We start from the raw sequence: 14,780 nt of genomic DNA, 5'->3' as shown, positions 1-14,780 counted from the left end.
CAGAGGCCTTTTTATTTTGATCAGTTGCTTATATAACGTAGCTGGTTTAAATTTCCTTGCAGTGCAATATCCGTTCTTAATGTGGCAATATCGCGGCAAATTAATGCGATTTCTTGTTGATTAACTAGTTTTTTTTGCCATTTTTCTTCCAGTTTATCTAAATTCGCAAATAAGTTTTCGATAGAGTGATATTGCTGCAATAGTATTGCCGCACTTTTCGGGCCAATACCTGCGACACCTGGAACCTTACTGCTACTGATCCCCGCAAGTCCCCAATAATCAGGAAGTTGTTCAGGAGAAACGCCAAATTCCTTTTCGATAAAAGGAATATCTAGCCAGCGTTTTTGGAAATAATCGCGAATGCGTAGATTAGGCGAAAGCAGTTGACAGTAGCCTTTATCGGTGGAAACGATGGTAACAGTGTGCCCAGCTCCCGCGATACGCGTTGCTAACGTGGCCGCTAAATCATCAGCCTCATCCCCTACAGATTGCCAACAGTGAATGCCTTTTTCTGTAAATAAAGCCATTAGATCAGGAAGCTCTGCGTGTAAATCTTCAGGCATCGGCGACCGACCTGCTTTGTAATCAGGGAGTTTTTCATGACGCCAGCTTTGATGGCGACCTTCTTCATCAAACACCGCGACAATGTGTGTGGCATCTGTATGAGTGAGCAACTGTGATATCGCAGATAGACAGGTTTCTCCACACGGGCTTCCTTGCACCGCATGGATACGGCGTATTAAATTTAATGCATCAATAATTAATAAATGGATCATAAATACGCCATTACAGATTTATTTCACGATTTCATAGCAAGGCTCATATGCAGTGCCACCTGGCAATTTCATTCGATGTTGTTCAACAAAGCCTTGGAGTAACACATCCATACGCCTCATGAGATCGCTATCACCGTGAATTTTGAATGGGCCATGTTTTTCAATGGCTTTCATACCAAATTCCTTCACATTACCTGCAACGATACCAGAGAACGCACGGCGTAAATCTGAAGCCAATTTTTCAGGTGCTTGCCCTGGATGAAGGTTCAGTGAGGCCATGTTTTCATGTGTTGGTTCAAACGGATGCTGCAAGTCGTGCGCAATTTTAATTGACCAGTTGAAGCTGTATGCATCGCCTGTGCTACGGCGATTCTCTTTCACTTGTGGCATACTTCTTTTCATCACACGCGCCACTTCTTGAGCATCATCGATAATGATTTGATAGTGTTTGCTCGCTTCATCCCCTAAAGTATGTCGGATAAAATCATCGAGGACTTCAAAGTATTCAGCGCTTTCTTTCGGACCCGTTAAAATAAGCGGGAGAACTTGCTCTTTATTGGCTGGATCCATCAAGATGCCCAGCAAATACAGCAGCTCTTCAGCGGTACCAACGCCACCTGGAAAAATAATAATACCGTGACCTAAACGGACGAACGCTTCTAACCGTTTTTCAATGTCAGGCATAATAATTAACTCGTTAACTAATGGGTTAGGTGGCTCTGCTGCGATGATTGAAGGTTCGGTTAAGCCAATGAAACGGCTATCTTTATACTGTTGTTGGGCATGACCAACAGCTGCACCTTTCATTGGGGCTTCCATCGCACCAGGCCCACAGCCCGTACAGATATTCAGTTCACGTAAACCCAGTTCGTTACCAACTTTACGGCCATATTGATATTCAATTTCATTTATTGAGTGGCCGCCCCAGCAAACTATCATGCTTGGGTCATCATCAATATGTAATGCACGAGCATTGCGTAGGATAGAGAAAATCATATTGGTGATGTGCGTGCCATTTTCCGTATCAAAATGGAGTTGCTCTTTAGCTTGGTTTATTTGCGCATGAACGAATAAAATATCGCGTAAAACTGCAAATAAGTTAGCTTGCAAAGTACGAATAATTTTCCCGTCAACAAATGCTTTTTCTGGTGGCTCGATAAGCTCAAGTTTTACACCACGTTCACGACGTAATACGTTGATATCAAAGTCTTTGCTTTTTTCTAGTAGCTCTTTACTGCTATCAGTAAGGCTTCCAGAATGTAAAACCGCGAGTGAGCAGTTTCTAAATAACTGGTATAAATCGCTACTTGCAGTGCGTTTAAGCATGTCAACTTCAAGCTGCGAAAGTAGATCCATAGATCCTAATGGACTGATATGCGTAATCAAGTAGTACTCCTTTACCCCATGGGTTCTTGATAGGTGAATTGTACCGCAAATACACTAGTGCATTTACTTTTCAACTGTTTTTCAAGCATTTTTTAACTACATGTGTACTTATTGGCGAGCCAAACGACCAAGTTCAGGTTCAAAAATTTCATTACTACGCCATGGGTTAATGTCCAGCCCCCCGCGGCGGGTATAACGCGCGTAAACACTCAATTTTTCGGGTCTACACAGTTGCATAATGTCGTTAAAAATTCGTTCAACACACTGCTCATGAAACTCATTATGATGGCGAAACGAAACCAAATAGCGTAAGAGCGCTTCATGATTGATTTTAGGGCCATGGTAGTGGATTTGTACAGAGCCCCAGTCAGGTTGATTTGTAATCAAACAATTCGATTTTAGCAAATGACTGACTAATGTTTCTTCAACAATCGGTTCTTGAGTACAACCCGCTAGATAGTCACGATTAAACTCGTACTGTTCGATAGTAATGTCTTGCTCATCAATACACAGCCCTTTAAAGGGTAAGATTGGCTGATGAGAAAAAGCCTCTAGCTTATGAAGTGTAACGTCAACTTTGCCATTAGCACAGTGGCTTAAGTCATTTTGCAAAACGCTTCGCACATTTTCCCAAGTTTCAAAGCGAGTTTGATTAAAGCTGTTGAGATAGAGCTTAAAACTTTTAGACTCAATCAGGTTGTCACTTGTTGCATCCACACTGATTGAACCAATAGCCACTTGGGGAACGCCACTTTGATTTAGCCAAGAAAGTTCATATAAGGTCCAAATATCAGCACCATGAAATGGCAGTGAATTTGCATAAATATCCAGTGGATCACGGTTTAAGCTCCTTGGGACGGGCTGCAGTAGCGAGGCATCGTATTGGTCGTGATACGCCGTTTTTTTCCCGAGGGTTAAATTGTCAAGAGCGGGATTGTTCTGGTAGTGTGACATAGTGATCCTTATACTTCATAAACAAAATGAGGCTAAAAGGCGCAATGAGTACATTTTATTCGCCTGCAAACATCTGTCATAATACCATTTATCCATCATATTGACGTCTTTCAATTTAGGCTAGCCGTAAAAATTACGTAATTATGAATACAATACTCTCTCAAGCGTTACAGCGTTTTACTCAAAACTATATTTCAGCGTGGGAACAACAAACGGGGTTACCACCTGCATCTGTTGATTTATATGGTATTCCTTCTCCTTGTGTCGTGAGAACAGGCGAGAACTGGGTCTATTGGGAACCGCAAGCATTTCCCATTAAGGATGCACATTTAAATAAAGTCGCTACGGCATTGGATATCAGTTTACAGGACGATATTCATCACTTTTATACCACTCAGCTGGCTGGGGATATGAAAGCCACATTTCGTGATATTACCTTAAGTTTGGTACAAGTATGGAATGAAGAGGATTTTATTCGCTTACAAGAAAATTTAATTGGGCATTTAGTCACTCAAAAGCGTTTAAAGTTATCGCCAACTCTGTTTATTGCCACAATAGACTCTGAAATTGAAATGATCTCGTTGTGTAATTTGACAGGGGAGGTGATCTTAGAAAAATTTGGTAGCCAAGAGCGGCGCGTACTTTCACCAAATTTAGCGAGTTTTATTGAAGAGTTACTCCCTGTTGTTGAGCTTCAGGAGTAAGTATTTTAGGATAAATGTTGTAAGTCAGGACTTACAATTGGGTTAAGTAATTTCTCAAAGTTATTTAATTTTATTTAAATGATAATTAATTAACTTTTAATATCATGACGTTACTACCGATAATGGAAACGCCGCTTTTTTAAATTAATTTTTGTTTGCTCAGCTAGGTTGTTTCATTAATAGATTTAATACATTCTTATGCCGCTGGACAGGGTAAGTTCGTTTAGCTTTTTATACATCGTAATGTATAAAAAATGAAAAAACCAAAGCGATGGACTGCTTAATAGGCAGGAACAACCTATTAAATTGTTTTATTCAACAGGATGTTGAACGACAGGATGTCGTTTTGCAGGATGCATTAAAATCTAAAATGTGATGTTAAGCCAGTCGGCCTGATTTAGGCCGGCTGGCTTTTTTTGTTATTCTAGCTTGTAATCAACGGATTGTTACTTCGTTGAGTTCGCACTGAGTGATGCAATAATTTCTTGGCTCATCGCATCACGAAGTGCTTCACGTCGACGAAATTCAGCACGACGCTGGCTTTTCACGGATTCTATATCACGAACTGGCTCTTGTAATGGAAGCTGGTACCAACCATCAGATGATAATGTTGCACTACATTCTTGCCAAAAAGTATCATAGCTCGATTTTAAATGTTGGCTCTTAATATGGCTATTGTTTGAAATGCCTTGGATTGATGTCACTTTGAAATAGGTCGCGACAGCATAAACAGCAGACATTAATAGGTTTTTGGGCCTCATACCATGCATTTGTTTGGTGATTAGGCGAACCTGCTCAACACTTTGGTCGGTTGATGGGCCTTGCAGTGAGCAAACATAGAGTTGCCCTTCAGGCCCAAAAGAAAAACTCATTAAATAGATATCATCACCCGTTTCATTACGCAGGTGTAAGGTAAGATCGCCTTCTCTTGGGTATTGAGAATAAATCAAGGTGAGCTGTGCAAAATCACCAGATTTCAGCTCAATATTTGCAACAGTTAACCCTTCACGTTTTGCCGAAAACATTTTTTCGACGGCTTTAGGGGTAAAGGTTTTTTCAATTAAATCCAGTGTATAGCTTGCTGTCAGCAATTTTTGCTTTCCACTCCAAGCTTTATGCAGATATTTATTAATTGGGCGCTCAATAAAATGGGGAACTCCGTTAATTGCAGAAGCGAACTGAGCACTTTGATATGTCTGACACATGCCTTGGTACTGTTGATATTGCACTGAAGGGAGTTTCGCTATGCGAATTTTTCTTTTGAGCTCAACATATTTACCACTGAAGGCCTTCCATGCCTTATTTTCCTTGCGCCACTGCTTTAGTAATCCCATAGATAGACCATTTTATTGTTAATTATTTTGCTAAAATTCAATTAAAAAAAACATTTTATTATATCCGTATACACCCTAACAAAACATCAACGAAACTTATTGAATTGAATTTATTATGAATAAATAAATGCAATAGAAGTAAACCCGCTTGTATATAAGACAGAACAACCCCATTTATCCGACAGAATCATTGGCAAAATTACAGTATATTTCGCAGCATAAAGGTTAAAAGGGTTACATATGAACAAAGAACAACGCATTGTTGAAAAGCTTCGCCATCTCGAAGAGGAAATGAAATTAAAAGTATTGTGGCGTGAGCATCCACCTGAACAGGATGCGTTTAAAAGTGTCGAGCCATTTTGTATTGATACGATGGAAGCACTGGAATGGCTACAATGGATCTTAATTCCACGTTTACAAGCGATTATTGACCAAGGTGGCATGTTACCTGCAAATTTTGCTATCGCGCCGTATTTTGAAGAAGCCTATAAGCACGATGAAGAAGAGCAATATGTGGCTCTTATCCAGCACTTGCGTGAGCTAGACAGCATCTTTTCAACTAATTCAAACGGGTGATTGATGTTAGAAATCATTTATCAAGATGAATATATGATTGCGGTGAATAAACCCGCAGGTATGTTAGTTCACCGCAGTTGGTTAGATAGCAAAGAAACTGTTTTTGTGATGCAAACATTGCGTGACCAAATTGGCCAATATGTTTATCCCATTCATCGTCTCGATAGACCGACATCAGGTATTTTATTATTTGCGTTATCGAGTGACATTGCGAGGTTGCTAGCTACTCAGTTTGAAAAACATCAGTTAGAGAAAACGTATCATGCCATTGTGCGTGGCTATCTGACAGATGAGCAAACTATTGATTACCCTTTACGGGAAGAGTTAGACAAAATTGCAGACAAACATGCCACTCGGGAGCCTGTGTTACAAGAGTGCATTACCCATTGCCGTCCAATTGCGACGGTGGAATGCCCTGTGGCCATCGGTCGCTATGAAACAGCACGCTTTAGTTTAGTCGAATTAACACCACAAACAGGTCGAAAACATCAGCTTAGGCGGCATATGTCTCACTTACGTCACCCAATTATTGGGGATAGTAAACATGGTGACTTACGCCAAAATCGAGGGGTAACAGAACATTTTTCTGTGTCGCGTCTAATGTTGCACGCAAGTCAATTAAATTTAAGTCACCCTATAACAGAAGAAAATATATCTCTGGTTGCACCTTGGGATGCACAATGGATATCACTGATTGAGCAGTTTGGATGGTCAGCACAAGTCGCTAATTTAAGTATGAAAGTTATTAATCCATCAGTTTAAATAAATTTAGAGGGAGGCGTTATGTCAAAAATAGGTATCTTTGTTGGTACTGTCTATGGCAACTCTTTAGCTGTGGCTGAAATAGCACAAGAAATCTTAGAGGAACGAGGGCATGAAGTGGTTGTCTTTGACGAACCCACTCTGAATGATTGGCAATTATACAATTCAGGAAATGAAATTGCGTTAATCGTGACTTCCTCTACAGGACAAGGTGATTTACCTGACTCTATTGCACCACTTTTTAATGAAATCAATGATGTTGTTGGTTACCAACCTGATTTACGTTATGGGTTAATTGCCTTAGGTGATAGCAGTTATGAAAGTTTTTGTGGCGCTGGGTTACGTTTTGATGAAGTGCTGACCGAACAATCAGCTACGCGTATTGGTGATATTCTTTTTATTGACGCTATTGAAGTGGATGTTCCTGAAGAGTTTGCAAAACCGTGGGTTGAAGCGTGGAGTGAATTACTTTAAGTACCTGCACCGTGGAGTAACCCTTTTCGATACGAATTCAGGTGATTTCACGGCGCAGTAAATTATTTTGCAGGTCAGTTACTTACGAGTCAGTTTTTCTAAGTCAGCTTCAATTTCTGCAATTTTGTTTGAAACTACATGTTCTAAATGACGTAAGTCATCAAGGATTTTGTGTTTTAAATCAATATCAGTTTTATCTGTTTGGCAAATTTGATCAAGTTCTTCAATGGCATAGCGAAGGTTGGTGTTAATTTCGTGGATCTCTTTGAAATTATTACCACCATCCGCGATAGTTTTACGTTGGCGTGGGTATTTGAATTTTACACTTTTGGCAAAAAATTCCCCTTTGTCTTTACGGAAGTAAATTTTCAAAATATCGTTATTTGCTTCTTGGCGCAGGGTATAGCGGTCGATATCCTGAGGGTTACTAATGCCTAAACTTTTCAAATTATCGTACATGTTAGCTCGCTTAACTGTAGAGTCAGAGTCGGTGAACAGAATAATCGTGTGAACAGGCCGCAACAATACCAGTCTATTTCTCTTGTACTGTGCTATTGACCTAAAGACGTAAATAACATTAAGCCATTACGTAAATAGCATCATGATAATGAAAAATAAAATAATACAGTTTTATTGATGGTAAACGGCAAAAGTCACGAACATATTATGCGCGATTTCTCGAAATTGACCAACTTCTCTTTGCAATAAAACGGTGAAAAGAAAAAGGAGATGTGGGGGAGATAAGGGAACTTGGCCACCCGAGTTGCATACAGCGTATGCATTTCGGGATAGCTTCGTTTTACCAGATTACTGCTAAGTGATTCAAAAACAGCAGTAAAAGGTTCAGGAGGAGAAACTGTTAGAAAACTAGTTATTCATCAATAGTTCTTAATAATTCATTGATGCCAACTTTTCCGCGCGTTTTTTCATCCACTTTCTTGACGATGACTGCACAATATAAGCTGTAGTTACCCTCTTTCGACGGTAAATTGCCCGATACAACGACAGACCCCGCAGGAACGCGGCCATAAAAAATTTCGCCTGTTTCACGGTCATAAATTTTAGTGCTTTGCCCCAAATAGACGCCCATGGAAATCACCGAGCCTTCCTCGACAATGACACCTTCAACAACTTCAGAGCGTGCGCCAATAAAGCAGTTGTCTTCGATAATGGTTGGGTTCGCTTGTAATGGTTCTAACACGCCACCAATACCGACACCGCCAGATAAATGCACGTTTTTACCAATTTGTGCACAAGAGCCCACTGTTGCCCAAGTGTCGACCATTGTTCCTTCATCGACATAGGCACCAATATTGACATAAGATGGCATGAGTACACTGTTCTTGGCGATATAGGCACCTTTACGAACCGCGGCAGGTGGTACAACGCGAAAACCTTCTTTTTCGAAGCGTGTTTGGTCGTAATCGGCAAATTTCATTGGTACTTTGTCGAAGTAGCGACTTTCAGCACCGTCAATCACTTGATTGTCTTGGATACGAAATGACAGTAAGACGGCCTTTTTTAACCATTGGTGAGTGACCCAGACACCTGCGATTTTTTCGGCAACACGCAGTTTACCGCTATCTAATAACGCGATAGTGTCCAAAACGGCTTGTTTAACGGGGGCTGAAACCGTATTTGGCGTGATGTTAGCACGGTCTTCAAATGCGTTTTCAATGATCGCTTGTAAATGCTGCATTGATTCTATTTCCCTCTTGAATAACATAAAAGTGAGCGTTCACCATAAAAATGTGATGAACGTTATATTTTATCCTTCGATTGTAGGGCTTCTGTCAACCTTTCTGATAACACTTGTTGCATTTTTTTATCGAGTGCTTTGTGTTCTTTATCTGCTAACACAAAGAAATCCTCTACTTTTTCGCCAATTGTGGTGATCCTCGCGCCGTATAAAGAAATTTCTAGCTGTGCAAAAATATGGCCAATTCTTGCCAGCAAACCGGGCTGGTCTAACGCGAATAATTCCATGTAGGTACGGCGTTCATTGGTGGAGTGCAAGAAGTTGACCTTGGTAGGAACCGTAAAATGGCGCAATTTAGAGGGCAATGTACGTTGTTTCGGCAGGGAAATTTCAGGTTGCTGTACCGCCAGTAACAACATTTTGCGTATGTGGTCATAACGGTCTTTGGCGAGCGGCGAGCCATTTGGCTCAAGGACTACAAAGGTATCCATCGCCATATTGTCTTTATTGGTGAATATTTGAGCGCTGTGAATGCTTAAATTGCGACGGTCTAGTTCACTGGCTACGGCGGCAAACAGATGCGATTTATCGTGACACCAAATAAAAATTTCTGTTCCACCATGTTTCGGTTGAGTGCTGATTAGCACTAAAGGCTGAGTTAAATCATGATGTAACAGGTTTTTGGCATGCCAAGCGAGTTGCGACGGGGTGTGGCGTAAAAAATAGTCGGCATGGCAGCGTGACCACAGTTTTTGCAGTTTCTCTTCATCAATTGCAAGAGGGCGAAGCAGAGATAACGCTTGATTGCGGTGATGGCGAATGCGCTCCCGTAAATCTGGCGTACTTTGCATGCCTTGGTTGAGCTGATGTTCCGTTGATAGGAAGAGTTCGCGAATTAAGCTCTGCTTCCAGCTGTTCCATAAAGTGCTATTGGTGGCGCAAATATCTGCAACCGTTAGACACATCAAATAGTTAAGTCGAGAAACCGATTTCACCTCACCTGCAAATTGCTTGATAACATCAGGGTCTTGAATATCTCGGCGTTGAGCAGTAACCGACATCAATAAGTGGTTTTTAACAAGCCATGCAGCAAGCTCAGCTTCTTTTGCTGATAAATCATGCAGTAGCGCAAAGTCATACACAAAATCAGCGCCTAAATCGGAGTGATCCCCTGAACGGCCTTTGGCGATATCATGGAAGATAGCCGCAAGGCGTAAAATCTCAGGTTGTAGCAGTTTAGGGTAAACGCTGACACACAAAGGGTGCTCGCGACGGTTTTCTTCAAGTGTAAAACTGTCGATTTTTTGTAAAACACGGATGGTGTGCTCGTCAACGGTATAGGCGTGAAACAAGTCAAACTGCATTTGCCCAACAATGTTGCTCCAAAGCGGCGTATAGGCGCTAAGTACGCTGTGCAGGTGCATGGGAACAAATGCGCCTTTAATTGCTCGTGGGTGGCGCAGAATTTTTAGGAACAACTTGCGTGCCTCAGGGATTTCACACAGTGGCAGGCTCAAGTTTCGTCGAGCAAAGCGCAGTAGACGCAATGTTGTGGAATAGATACCCGTGATGTTTGGATAGCGAGCCATTTGGTAGAACATTTTTAAAATAGCGGCAGGTTGGTTGATAAATAGGTTTTCATCGATAACATCAATTAATGTGCCGCGTAATTGAAATTGTGAATCAATCGGTCGCGGTTTTTCATTTGGTTTAAGGGTTAAAATCGCTTCATCAAATAGCTGTAATAGCATTTGATTTAGCTCCCTCACGCGGCGAGTCACACGATAAAAATCTTTCATCATGCGTTCTACAGGCTGATTTTTCTCACCGACATAGCCTAGTAAACGTGCAACGCTAAATTGGCGATCGAACAGTAAACGGTTATCGTGGCGCTTCACCACTAAGTGGAGCGCGAAACGAATTTTCCATAAAAAAGTGAGGCATTCTTTGAGCTCTTGGCGTTCTTCTTCAGTCAAAAAACCAAAACCAACCATCTCATCTACTGTGGTCGCACCAAAATGGCGCCTTCCAACCCAAAGTAAGGTATGAATATCCCGTAGGCCGCCAGGGCTGCTTTTGATGTCGGGTTCTAAATTGTAACTGGTACTATGGTAACGCTGGTGGCGTTCTTGTTGCTCAGCAATTTTTGCCGCAAAAAAGGTGGCTGATGGCCAAAAATCATCACTGAAAATGGTTTTTTGTAGCGATAAGAAAAGGGTGATATCACCGCAAATAAGCCGTGATTCGATTAAATTGGTTGCTGTTGTTAAATCGGTATTGCCTGCTTCGATACATTCAGCAAGAGAACGGACGCTATGCCCAATATCAAAGCGTAAGTCCCACAGTAACGTGATAAATTGGCCAATTTTTGTAGCGATATCCTCGGGAAGTGGTTGTTTACTGAGAATTAAAATATCAATATCAGAAAGTGGATGGAGCTCATGTCGCCCATAGCCCCCGACAGCCACAAGGGACATATTTGCTTGTTTGTCGAATTCGAAAGCCTGCCAAAGCCTTGTTAGCAAAGCATCAAGGTAATCACTGCGAACGTGAATTAAATCAACCACATTTTTACCTTGATTAAAGCTGTCTTCAAGCCAACGATCAAAATCATCAACATGTTGCCTTAAGGTAATGAGGTCAAGGTCGTGGGCAGTGAAGTGGTTTGGTGCAAGATATGTTGCAGAGGATGCCGTCATCTTTATCTTTCCGTATTGATAGCCATAAAGAAACTACGACCAGCTTACGGTTTTTTGTGAAAGATGAACAGAGGAAGAACCCTCTTAATCGAGGGTTCTTGGGGAAATTTATTCGTTAACTAAAACCGCAGAAATAAACGGCTCTTCTTCTTTACGCAGTGTGAGGATCTCACAGCCATTGTCGGTGACAACTAAGGTGTGCTCATATTGTGCAGACCAGCCGCGATCTTTGGTTTTTACCGTCCAGCCATCTTTCATCGTGCGAATACGGTGGTCGCCTGTATTCACCATCGGTTCGATGGTGAATGCCATGCCTTTTTGCAGAATGACGCCACTGTCATCTGCATCATAATGCAGCACTTGTGGCTCTTCATGGAAACCTTCGCCAATACCGTGACCACAATATTCACGAACAACGGAGAAACTTTGTTTTTCAACGAATTCTTGAATCGCTTTACCGATGGTACGTAGGCGAATGCCAGGTTTAACCATACGAATGGCTAAATATAGGCTTTCTTGGGTGACTTGGCACAGGCGTTCGCCTTGAATAGTTGGTTTTCCAACAATAAACATCATTGAAGTATCGCCGTGGAAGCCTTCTTTAATCACGGTGACATCGATATTCACGATGTCACCGTCTTTTAGGATTTTTTCATCGCTTGGAATACCGTGGCAGATAACATCATTAACGGAAATACAAACGGATTTTGGAAAACCATGGTAGTTCAGGCATGCTGGAATTGCTTGTTGTGTATCAACAATGTGTTGATGGCAAAGTCTATCCAGCTCACCTGTGCTAACACCTGGTACCACATGCGGTGCGATCATTTCTAATACTTCGGCAGCTAAGCGGCCAGCAACACGCATTTTCTGAATATCTTCTTCAGTTTTGATAATAATAGCCATGAGTTCAGTCCATTCATGCCAGCAATGATTGATGACATGTTAAAAAATGAGAGGTTGAAAATGGGTTTTTGAGACCATTTTTTAGCATTAATAACACTTATGGTAACAGCCACCGCATTTTCTGCCAACTAGCTATCGAAAGGTTCGAGAGTTGAAGTTGCTATTAGAATAAGGTAACAGAAGCGAGCGGCTTGTTCATTTTGAGCTTTTAACCGCACAAATTGCAAAAAATACCAGTAAGTGAATGAGTATCCATTATAAAAATAGGGCTTTTTCATCACATCAAAAAAGGTCTATAATTAACCCAATACGGATCACGTATTAGATAGGCGAAATGCGAACCATAAAATCCATTTTTCACGCATTTTTATGTGTGAAAAAATCAACAAAAGTTGGCTTCTAAGTTGGTTTTATGGTATAAAGCGCGCCGGCAATCCATATTATTTCTTCTCATCTTCATTGAAATGTCAACTTATGGCAGCAAAATGAGGTTTCCTGAAAAGGAAATTGGATTTGCGAAACTTAAACTCAATTGTGTATAACACACACGAATCGACACGTGCGCCGGGGTGCTCTTATGCGTTTAGACGCAGCTTTGGAGTCGGTAGTATGGGATTCGTGGAGGCATAACCCCAATTACTTAAATACAGAGGTATTAAATGGCAACTGTTTCCATGCGCGATATGTTACAAGCGGGCGTTCACTTTGGTCACCAGACTCGTTACTGGAACCCAAAAATGAAACCTTTCATTTTCGGCGCGCGTAATAAAGTTCATATCATCAACCTGGAAAAAACTGTTCCAATGTTCAACGAAGCTCTGGCTGAGTTGACTAAAATTGCTTCTCGTAAAGGCAAAATTCTGTTTGTTGGTACTAAGCGTGCTGCAAGCGAAGCCGTTCAAGAAGCTGCTAACAGCTGTGACCAATATTTCGTTAACCACCGTTGGTTAGGCGGAATGTTGACTAACTGGAAAACTGTTCGTCAGTCAATCAAACGTCTGAAAGATTTAGAAGTTCAATCACAAGACGGTACTTTCGACAAACTGACCAAGAAAGAAGCGCTGATGCGTACTCGTGAACTTGGCAAGTTAGAAAACAGCTTAGGCGGTATCAAAGATATGGGCGGTTTACCTGACGCTCTGTTCGTTATCGATGCAGACCACGAACACATTGCTATCAAAGAAGCAAACAACCTGGGTATCCCAGTATTTGCTATCGTTGATACTAACTCTGATCCAGATGGTATTGATTTCATTATCCCTGGTAACGACGATGCAATCCGTGCAATCAAACTGTATCTGGGCGCTGTAGCAAGCACCGTTCGTGAAGGTCGTTCGCAAGATCTGGCTGTTCAAGCAGAAGAAAGCTTAGTAGAAGCTGAATAATAAGGTTTTAACCTTATTAACAGGTATTGCTATACAGGTACTGCTATATGTTAGAAGGGGCCTGATTTAGGCCCCTTTTATATATGAATCAGAACTATCCACGTGGGGAAGACTCTCACGGGGAATATCGAGGAATAAATCACATGTCTGGAATTACCGCTGCATTGGTAAAAGAACTGCGCGAACGTACTGGCGCAGGTATGATGGAATGTAAAAAAGCACTTGTTGAAGCTAATGGCGACATCGAATTAGCGATTGATAACATGCGTAAATCAGGTCAAGCAAAAGCGGCTAAAAAAGCAGGCCGTGTTGCAGCTGAAGGTGTTATCCTGACTGAAGTTTTCAACGATGGTAAAACAGGTGCTCTGGTTGAGCTGAACTGTGAAACTGACTTCGTTGCTAAAGACGCAGGTTTCTTAGCATTCGGTAAAGAAGTTTTAGCTTCTGTTGTTGCTGATAAAAATGCTGACATCGACGCGCTGAAAGCAAAATTCGAAGAAGCTCGTACAACATTAGTTGCGAAAATTGGTGAAAATATCAATATTCGTCGCGTTGCTATTCTGGAAGGCGCACAAGTAGGTAGCTACCTGCACGGTGCTCGTATTGGTGTTTTAGTCGCTGGCGAAGGCGCAGACGAAGAATTACTGAAACACATCGCTATGCACATCGCTGCAAGCAAACCTGAATATGTGACTCCAGACAACGTTCCAGCTGATGTTGTTGCTCATGAGCACCAAATTCAGTTAGACATCGCAATGCAATCAGGTAAACCACGCGAGATCGCTGAAAAAATGGTTATCGGTCGCATGAACAAATTCACTGGCGAAATCTCTTTGACTGGCCAACCTTTCGTCATGGATCCAAGCAAATCTGTTGGTGACTTACTGAAAGAGAAAGGTGCTACTGTTTCTGGTTTCCTTCGTTTCGAAGTTGGTGAAGGTATCGAGAAAGTTGAAACTGACTTTGCAGCAGAAGTTGCTGCGATGAGCAAGTAATCAACTAAGGGCCGCCAATTGGCGGCTCTGTTTTATTCACGTTTCTTTCAAGTAAACAAACATGAGTTAGCGGGTATGAGAGACCATCAACGTTATCTTTTGGCTTGAAATATTACGTGGGTAATTAAGG

The 14,780-nt window shown here is 41.5% G+C and carries 14 protein-coding genes; 6 read left to right on the top strand and 8 right to left on the bottom strand.

The features are described from left to right. Positions 1 to 20: 20 nt before the first annotated feature. From xni to queF, 3 genes are all read right to left on the bottom strand, one after another. Positions 21 to 776, bottom strand: coding sequence for a flap endonuclease Xni (gene xni / locus M1F05_RS16570; RefSeq protein WP_206083737.1), 756 nt, complete (start codon positions 774 to 776; stop codon positions 21 to 23). Between the two features lie 18 nt (positions 777 to 794). Beyond that, positions 795 to 2,162 (bottom strand): nucleotide 5'-monophosphate nucleosidase PpnN, encoded by a 1,368-nt coding sequence (gene ppnN / locus M1F05_RS16565; protein ID WP_206083738.1) that lies wholly within the window; start codon positions 2,160 to 2,162, stop codon positions 795 to 797. A gap of 108 nt (positions 2,163 to 2,270) precedes the next feature. Then, positions 2,271 to 3,116 (bottom strand): NADPH-dependent 7-cyano-7-deazaguanine reductase QueF, encoded by an 846-nt coding sequence (queF, locus tag M1F05_RS16560; RefSeq protein WP_206083739.1) that lies wholly within the window; start codon positions 3,114 to 3,116, stop codon positions 2,271 to 2,273. Positions 3,117 to 3,259: 143 nt separating this feature from the next. Between queF and syd the strand changes: the two genes are divergently transcribed. Further along, positions 3,260 to 3,820: a SecY-interacting protein gene (syd, locus tag M1F05_RS16555; protein WP_206083740.1), complete on the top strand. Its 561-nt coding sequence runs from the start codon at positions 3,260 to 3,262 to the stop codon at positions 3,818 to 3,820. A 446-nt stretch (positions 3,821 to 4,266) separates the two neighbouring features. On the opposite strand, the gene M1F05_RS16550 is transcribed toward syd, so the two are convergent. Then, positions 4,267 to 5,154 carry a DUF535 family protein gene (locus tag M1F05_RS16550; protein WP_206083741.1) on the bottom strand — a complete coding sequence of 296 codons (888 nt, stop codon included), beginning with the start codon at positions 5,152 to 5,154 and terminating at the stop codon, positions 4,267 to 4,269. Positions 5,155 to 5,394: 240 nt separating this feature from the next. Between M1F05_RS16550 and M1F05_RS16545 the strand changes: the two genes are divergently transcribed. From M1F05_RS16545 to M1F05_RS16535, 3 genes are read left to right on the top strand one after another with little or no spacing between them, the layout of a single operon-like run. Then, positions 5,395 to 5,730 (top strand): YqcC family protein, encoded by a 336-nt coding sequence (locus tag M1F05_RS16545; RefSeq protein WP_206083742.1) that lies wholly within the window; start codon positions 5,395 to 5,397, stop codon positions 5,728 to 5,730. A gap of 3 nt (positions 5,731 to 5,733) precedes the next feature. Beyond that, complete coding sequence (truC, locus tag M1F05_RS16540; protein WP_206083743.1) at positions 5,734 to 6,492, top strand: tRNA pseudouridine(65) synthase TruC; 759 nt, start codon at positions 5,734 to 5,736, stop codon at positions 6,490 to 6,492. Between the two features lie 21 nt (positions 6,493 to 6,513). Then, complete coding sequence (locus tag M1F05_RS16535; protein WP_047755915.1) at positions 6,514 to 6,966, top strand: flavodoxin; 453 nt, start codon at positions 6,514 to 6,516, stop codon at positions 6,964 to 6,966. A 78-nt stretch (positions 6,967 to 7,044) separates the two neighbouring features. Here M1F05_RS16535 and M1F05_RS16530 read toward each other — a convergent pair whose 3' ends face one another. From M1F05_RS16530 to map, 4 genes are all read right to left on the bottom strand, one after another. Next, positions 7,045 to 7,425 (bottom strand): DUF3461 family protein, encoded by a 381-nt coding sequence (locus M1F05_RS16530; protein ID WP_047755916.1) that lies wholly within the window; start codon positions 7,423 to 7,425, stop codon positions 7,045 to 7,047. A gap of 412 nt (positions 7,426 to 7,837) precedes the next feature. Continuing rightward, positions 7,838 to 8,665, bottom strand: a complete 828-nt coding sequence (dapD, locus tag M1F05_RS16525) for a 2,3,4,5-tetrahydropyridine-2,6-dicarboxylate N-succinyltransferase (protein ID WP_206083744.1) — start codon at positions 8,663 to 8,665, stop codon at positions 7,838 to 7,840. A gap of 62 nt (positions 8,666 to 8,727) precedes the next feature. Then, positions 8,728 to 11,364 carry a bifunctional uridylyltransferase/uridylyl-removing protein GlnD gene (gene glnD / locus M1F05_RS16520; protein WP_206083745.1) on the bottom strand — a complete coding sequence of 879 codons (2,637 nt, stop codon included), beginning with the start codon at positions 11,362 to 11,364 and terminating at the stop codon, positions 8,728 to 8,730. A gap of 108 nt (positions 11,365 to 11,472) precedes the next feature. After that, the gene (map, locus tag M1F05_RS16515) at positions 11,473 to 12,270 is read right to left on the bottom strand and encodes a type I methionyl aminopeptidase (protein WP_206083746.1); all 798 of its coding nucleotides are present in this window, start codon (positions 12,268 to 12,270) and stop codon (positions 11,473 to 11,475) included. 659 nt (positions 12,271 to 12,929) lie between these two features. Here map and rpsB point away from each other — a divergent pair. Both rpsB and tsf read left to right on the top strand, forming a co-directional pair. Beyond that, complete coding sequence (rpsB, locus tag M1F05_RS16510) at positions 12,930 to 13,655, top strand: 30S ribosomal protein S2 (protein WP_102139937.1); 726 nt, start codon at positions 12,930 to 12,932, stop codon at positions 13,653 to 13,655. Positions 13,656 to 13,798: 143 nt separating this feature from the next. Beyond that, on the top strand, positions 13,799 to 14,650 hold the full coding sequence (gene tsf, locus M1F05_RS16505) for a translation elongation factor Ts (protein ID WP_206083747.1): 852 nt from the start codon (positions 13,799 to 13,801) through the stop codon (positions 14,648 to 14,650). Positions 14,651 to 14,780 lie beyond the last annotated feature (130 nt).

Source organism: Providencia sp. PROV252, from assembly GCF_033676005.1.
GTDB classification, from domain to species: domain Bacteria; phylum Pseudomonadota; class Gammaproteobacteria; order Enterobacterales; family Enterobacteriaceae; genus Providencia; species Providencia vermicola.
Note: the sequence above shows the minus strand (reverse complement) of the source record. Positions and strands in the feature narration are given on the sequence as shown.

What these genes read in the sequence shown, in the direction of transcription:
- M1F05_RS16535 (WP_047755915.1), top strand. Translation starts at nt 6,514, where the DNA reads ATGTCAAAAATAGGTATCTTTGTTGGTACTGTCTATGGCAACTCTTTA.
- M1F05_RS16545 (WP_206083742.1), top strand. Translation starts at nt 5,395, where the DNA reads ATGAACAAAGAACAACGCATTGTTGAAAAGCTTCGCCATCTCGAAGAG.
- M1F05_RS16530 (WP_047755916.1), bottom strand. Translation starts at nt 7,425, where the DNA reads ATGTACGATAATTTGAAAAGTTTAGGCATTAGTAACCCTCAGGATATC.
- M1F05_RS16550 (WP_206083741.1), bottom strand. Translation starts at nt 5,154, where the DNA reads ATGGGATTACTAAAGCAGTGGCGCAAGGAAAATAAGGCATGGAAGGCC.
- map (WP_206083746.1), bottom strand. Translation starts at nt 12,270, where the DNA reads ATGGCTATTATTATCAAAACTGAAGAAGATATTCAGAAAATGCGTGTT.
- queF (WP_206083739.1), bottom strand. Translation starts at nt 3,116, where the DNA reads ATGTCACACTACCAGAACAATCCCGCTCTTGACAATTTAACCCTCGGG.
- truC (WP_206083743.1), top strand. Translation starts at nt 5,734, where the DNA reads ATGTTAGAAATCATTTATCAAGATGAATATATGATTGCGGTGAATAAA.
- rpsB (WP_102139937.1), top strand. Translation starts at nt 12,930, where the DNA reads ATGGCAACTGTTTCCATGCGCGATATGTTACAAGCGGGCGTTCACTTT.
- dapD (WP_206083744.1), bottom strand. Translation starts at nt 8,665, where the DNA reads ATGCAGCATTTACAAGCGATCATTGAAAACGCATTTGAAGACCGTGCT.
- xni (WP_206083737.1), bottom strand. Translation starts at nt 776, where the DNA reads ATGATCCATTTATTAATTATTGATGCATTAAATTTAATACGCCGTATC.
- tsf (WP_206083747.1), top strand. Translation starts at nt 13,799, where the DNA reads ATGTCTGGAATTACCGCTGCATTGGTAAAAGAACTGCGCGAACGTACT.
- glnD (WP_206083745.1), bottom strand. Translation starts at nt 11,364, where the DNA reads ATGACGGCATCCTCTGCAACATATCTTGCACCAAACCACTTCACTGCC.
- syd (WP_206083740.1), top strand. Translation starts at nt 3,260, where the DNA reads ATGAATACAATACTCTCTCAAGCGTTACAGCGTTTTACTCAAAACTAT.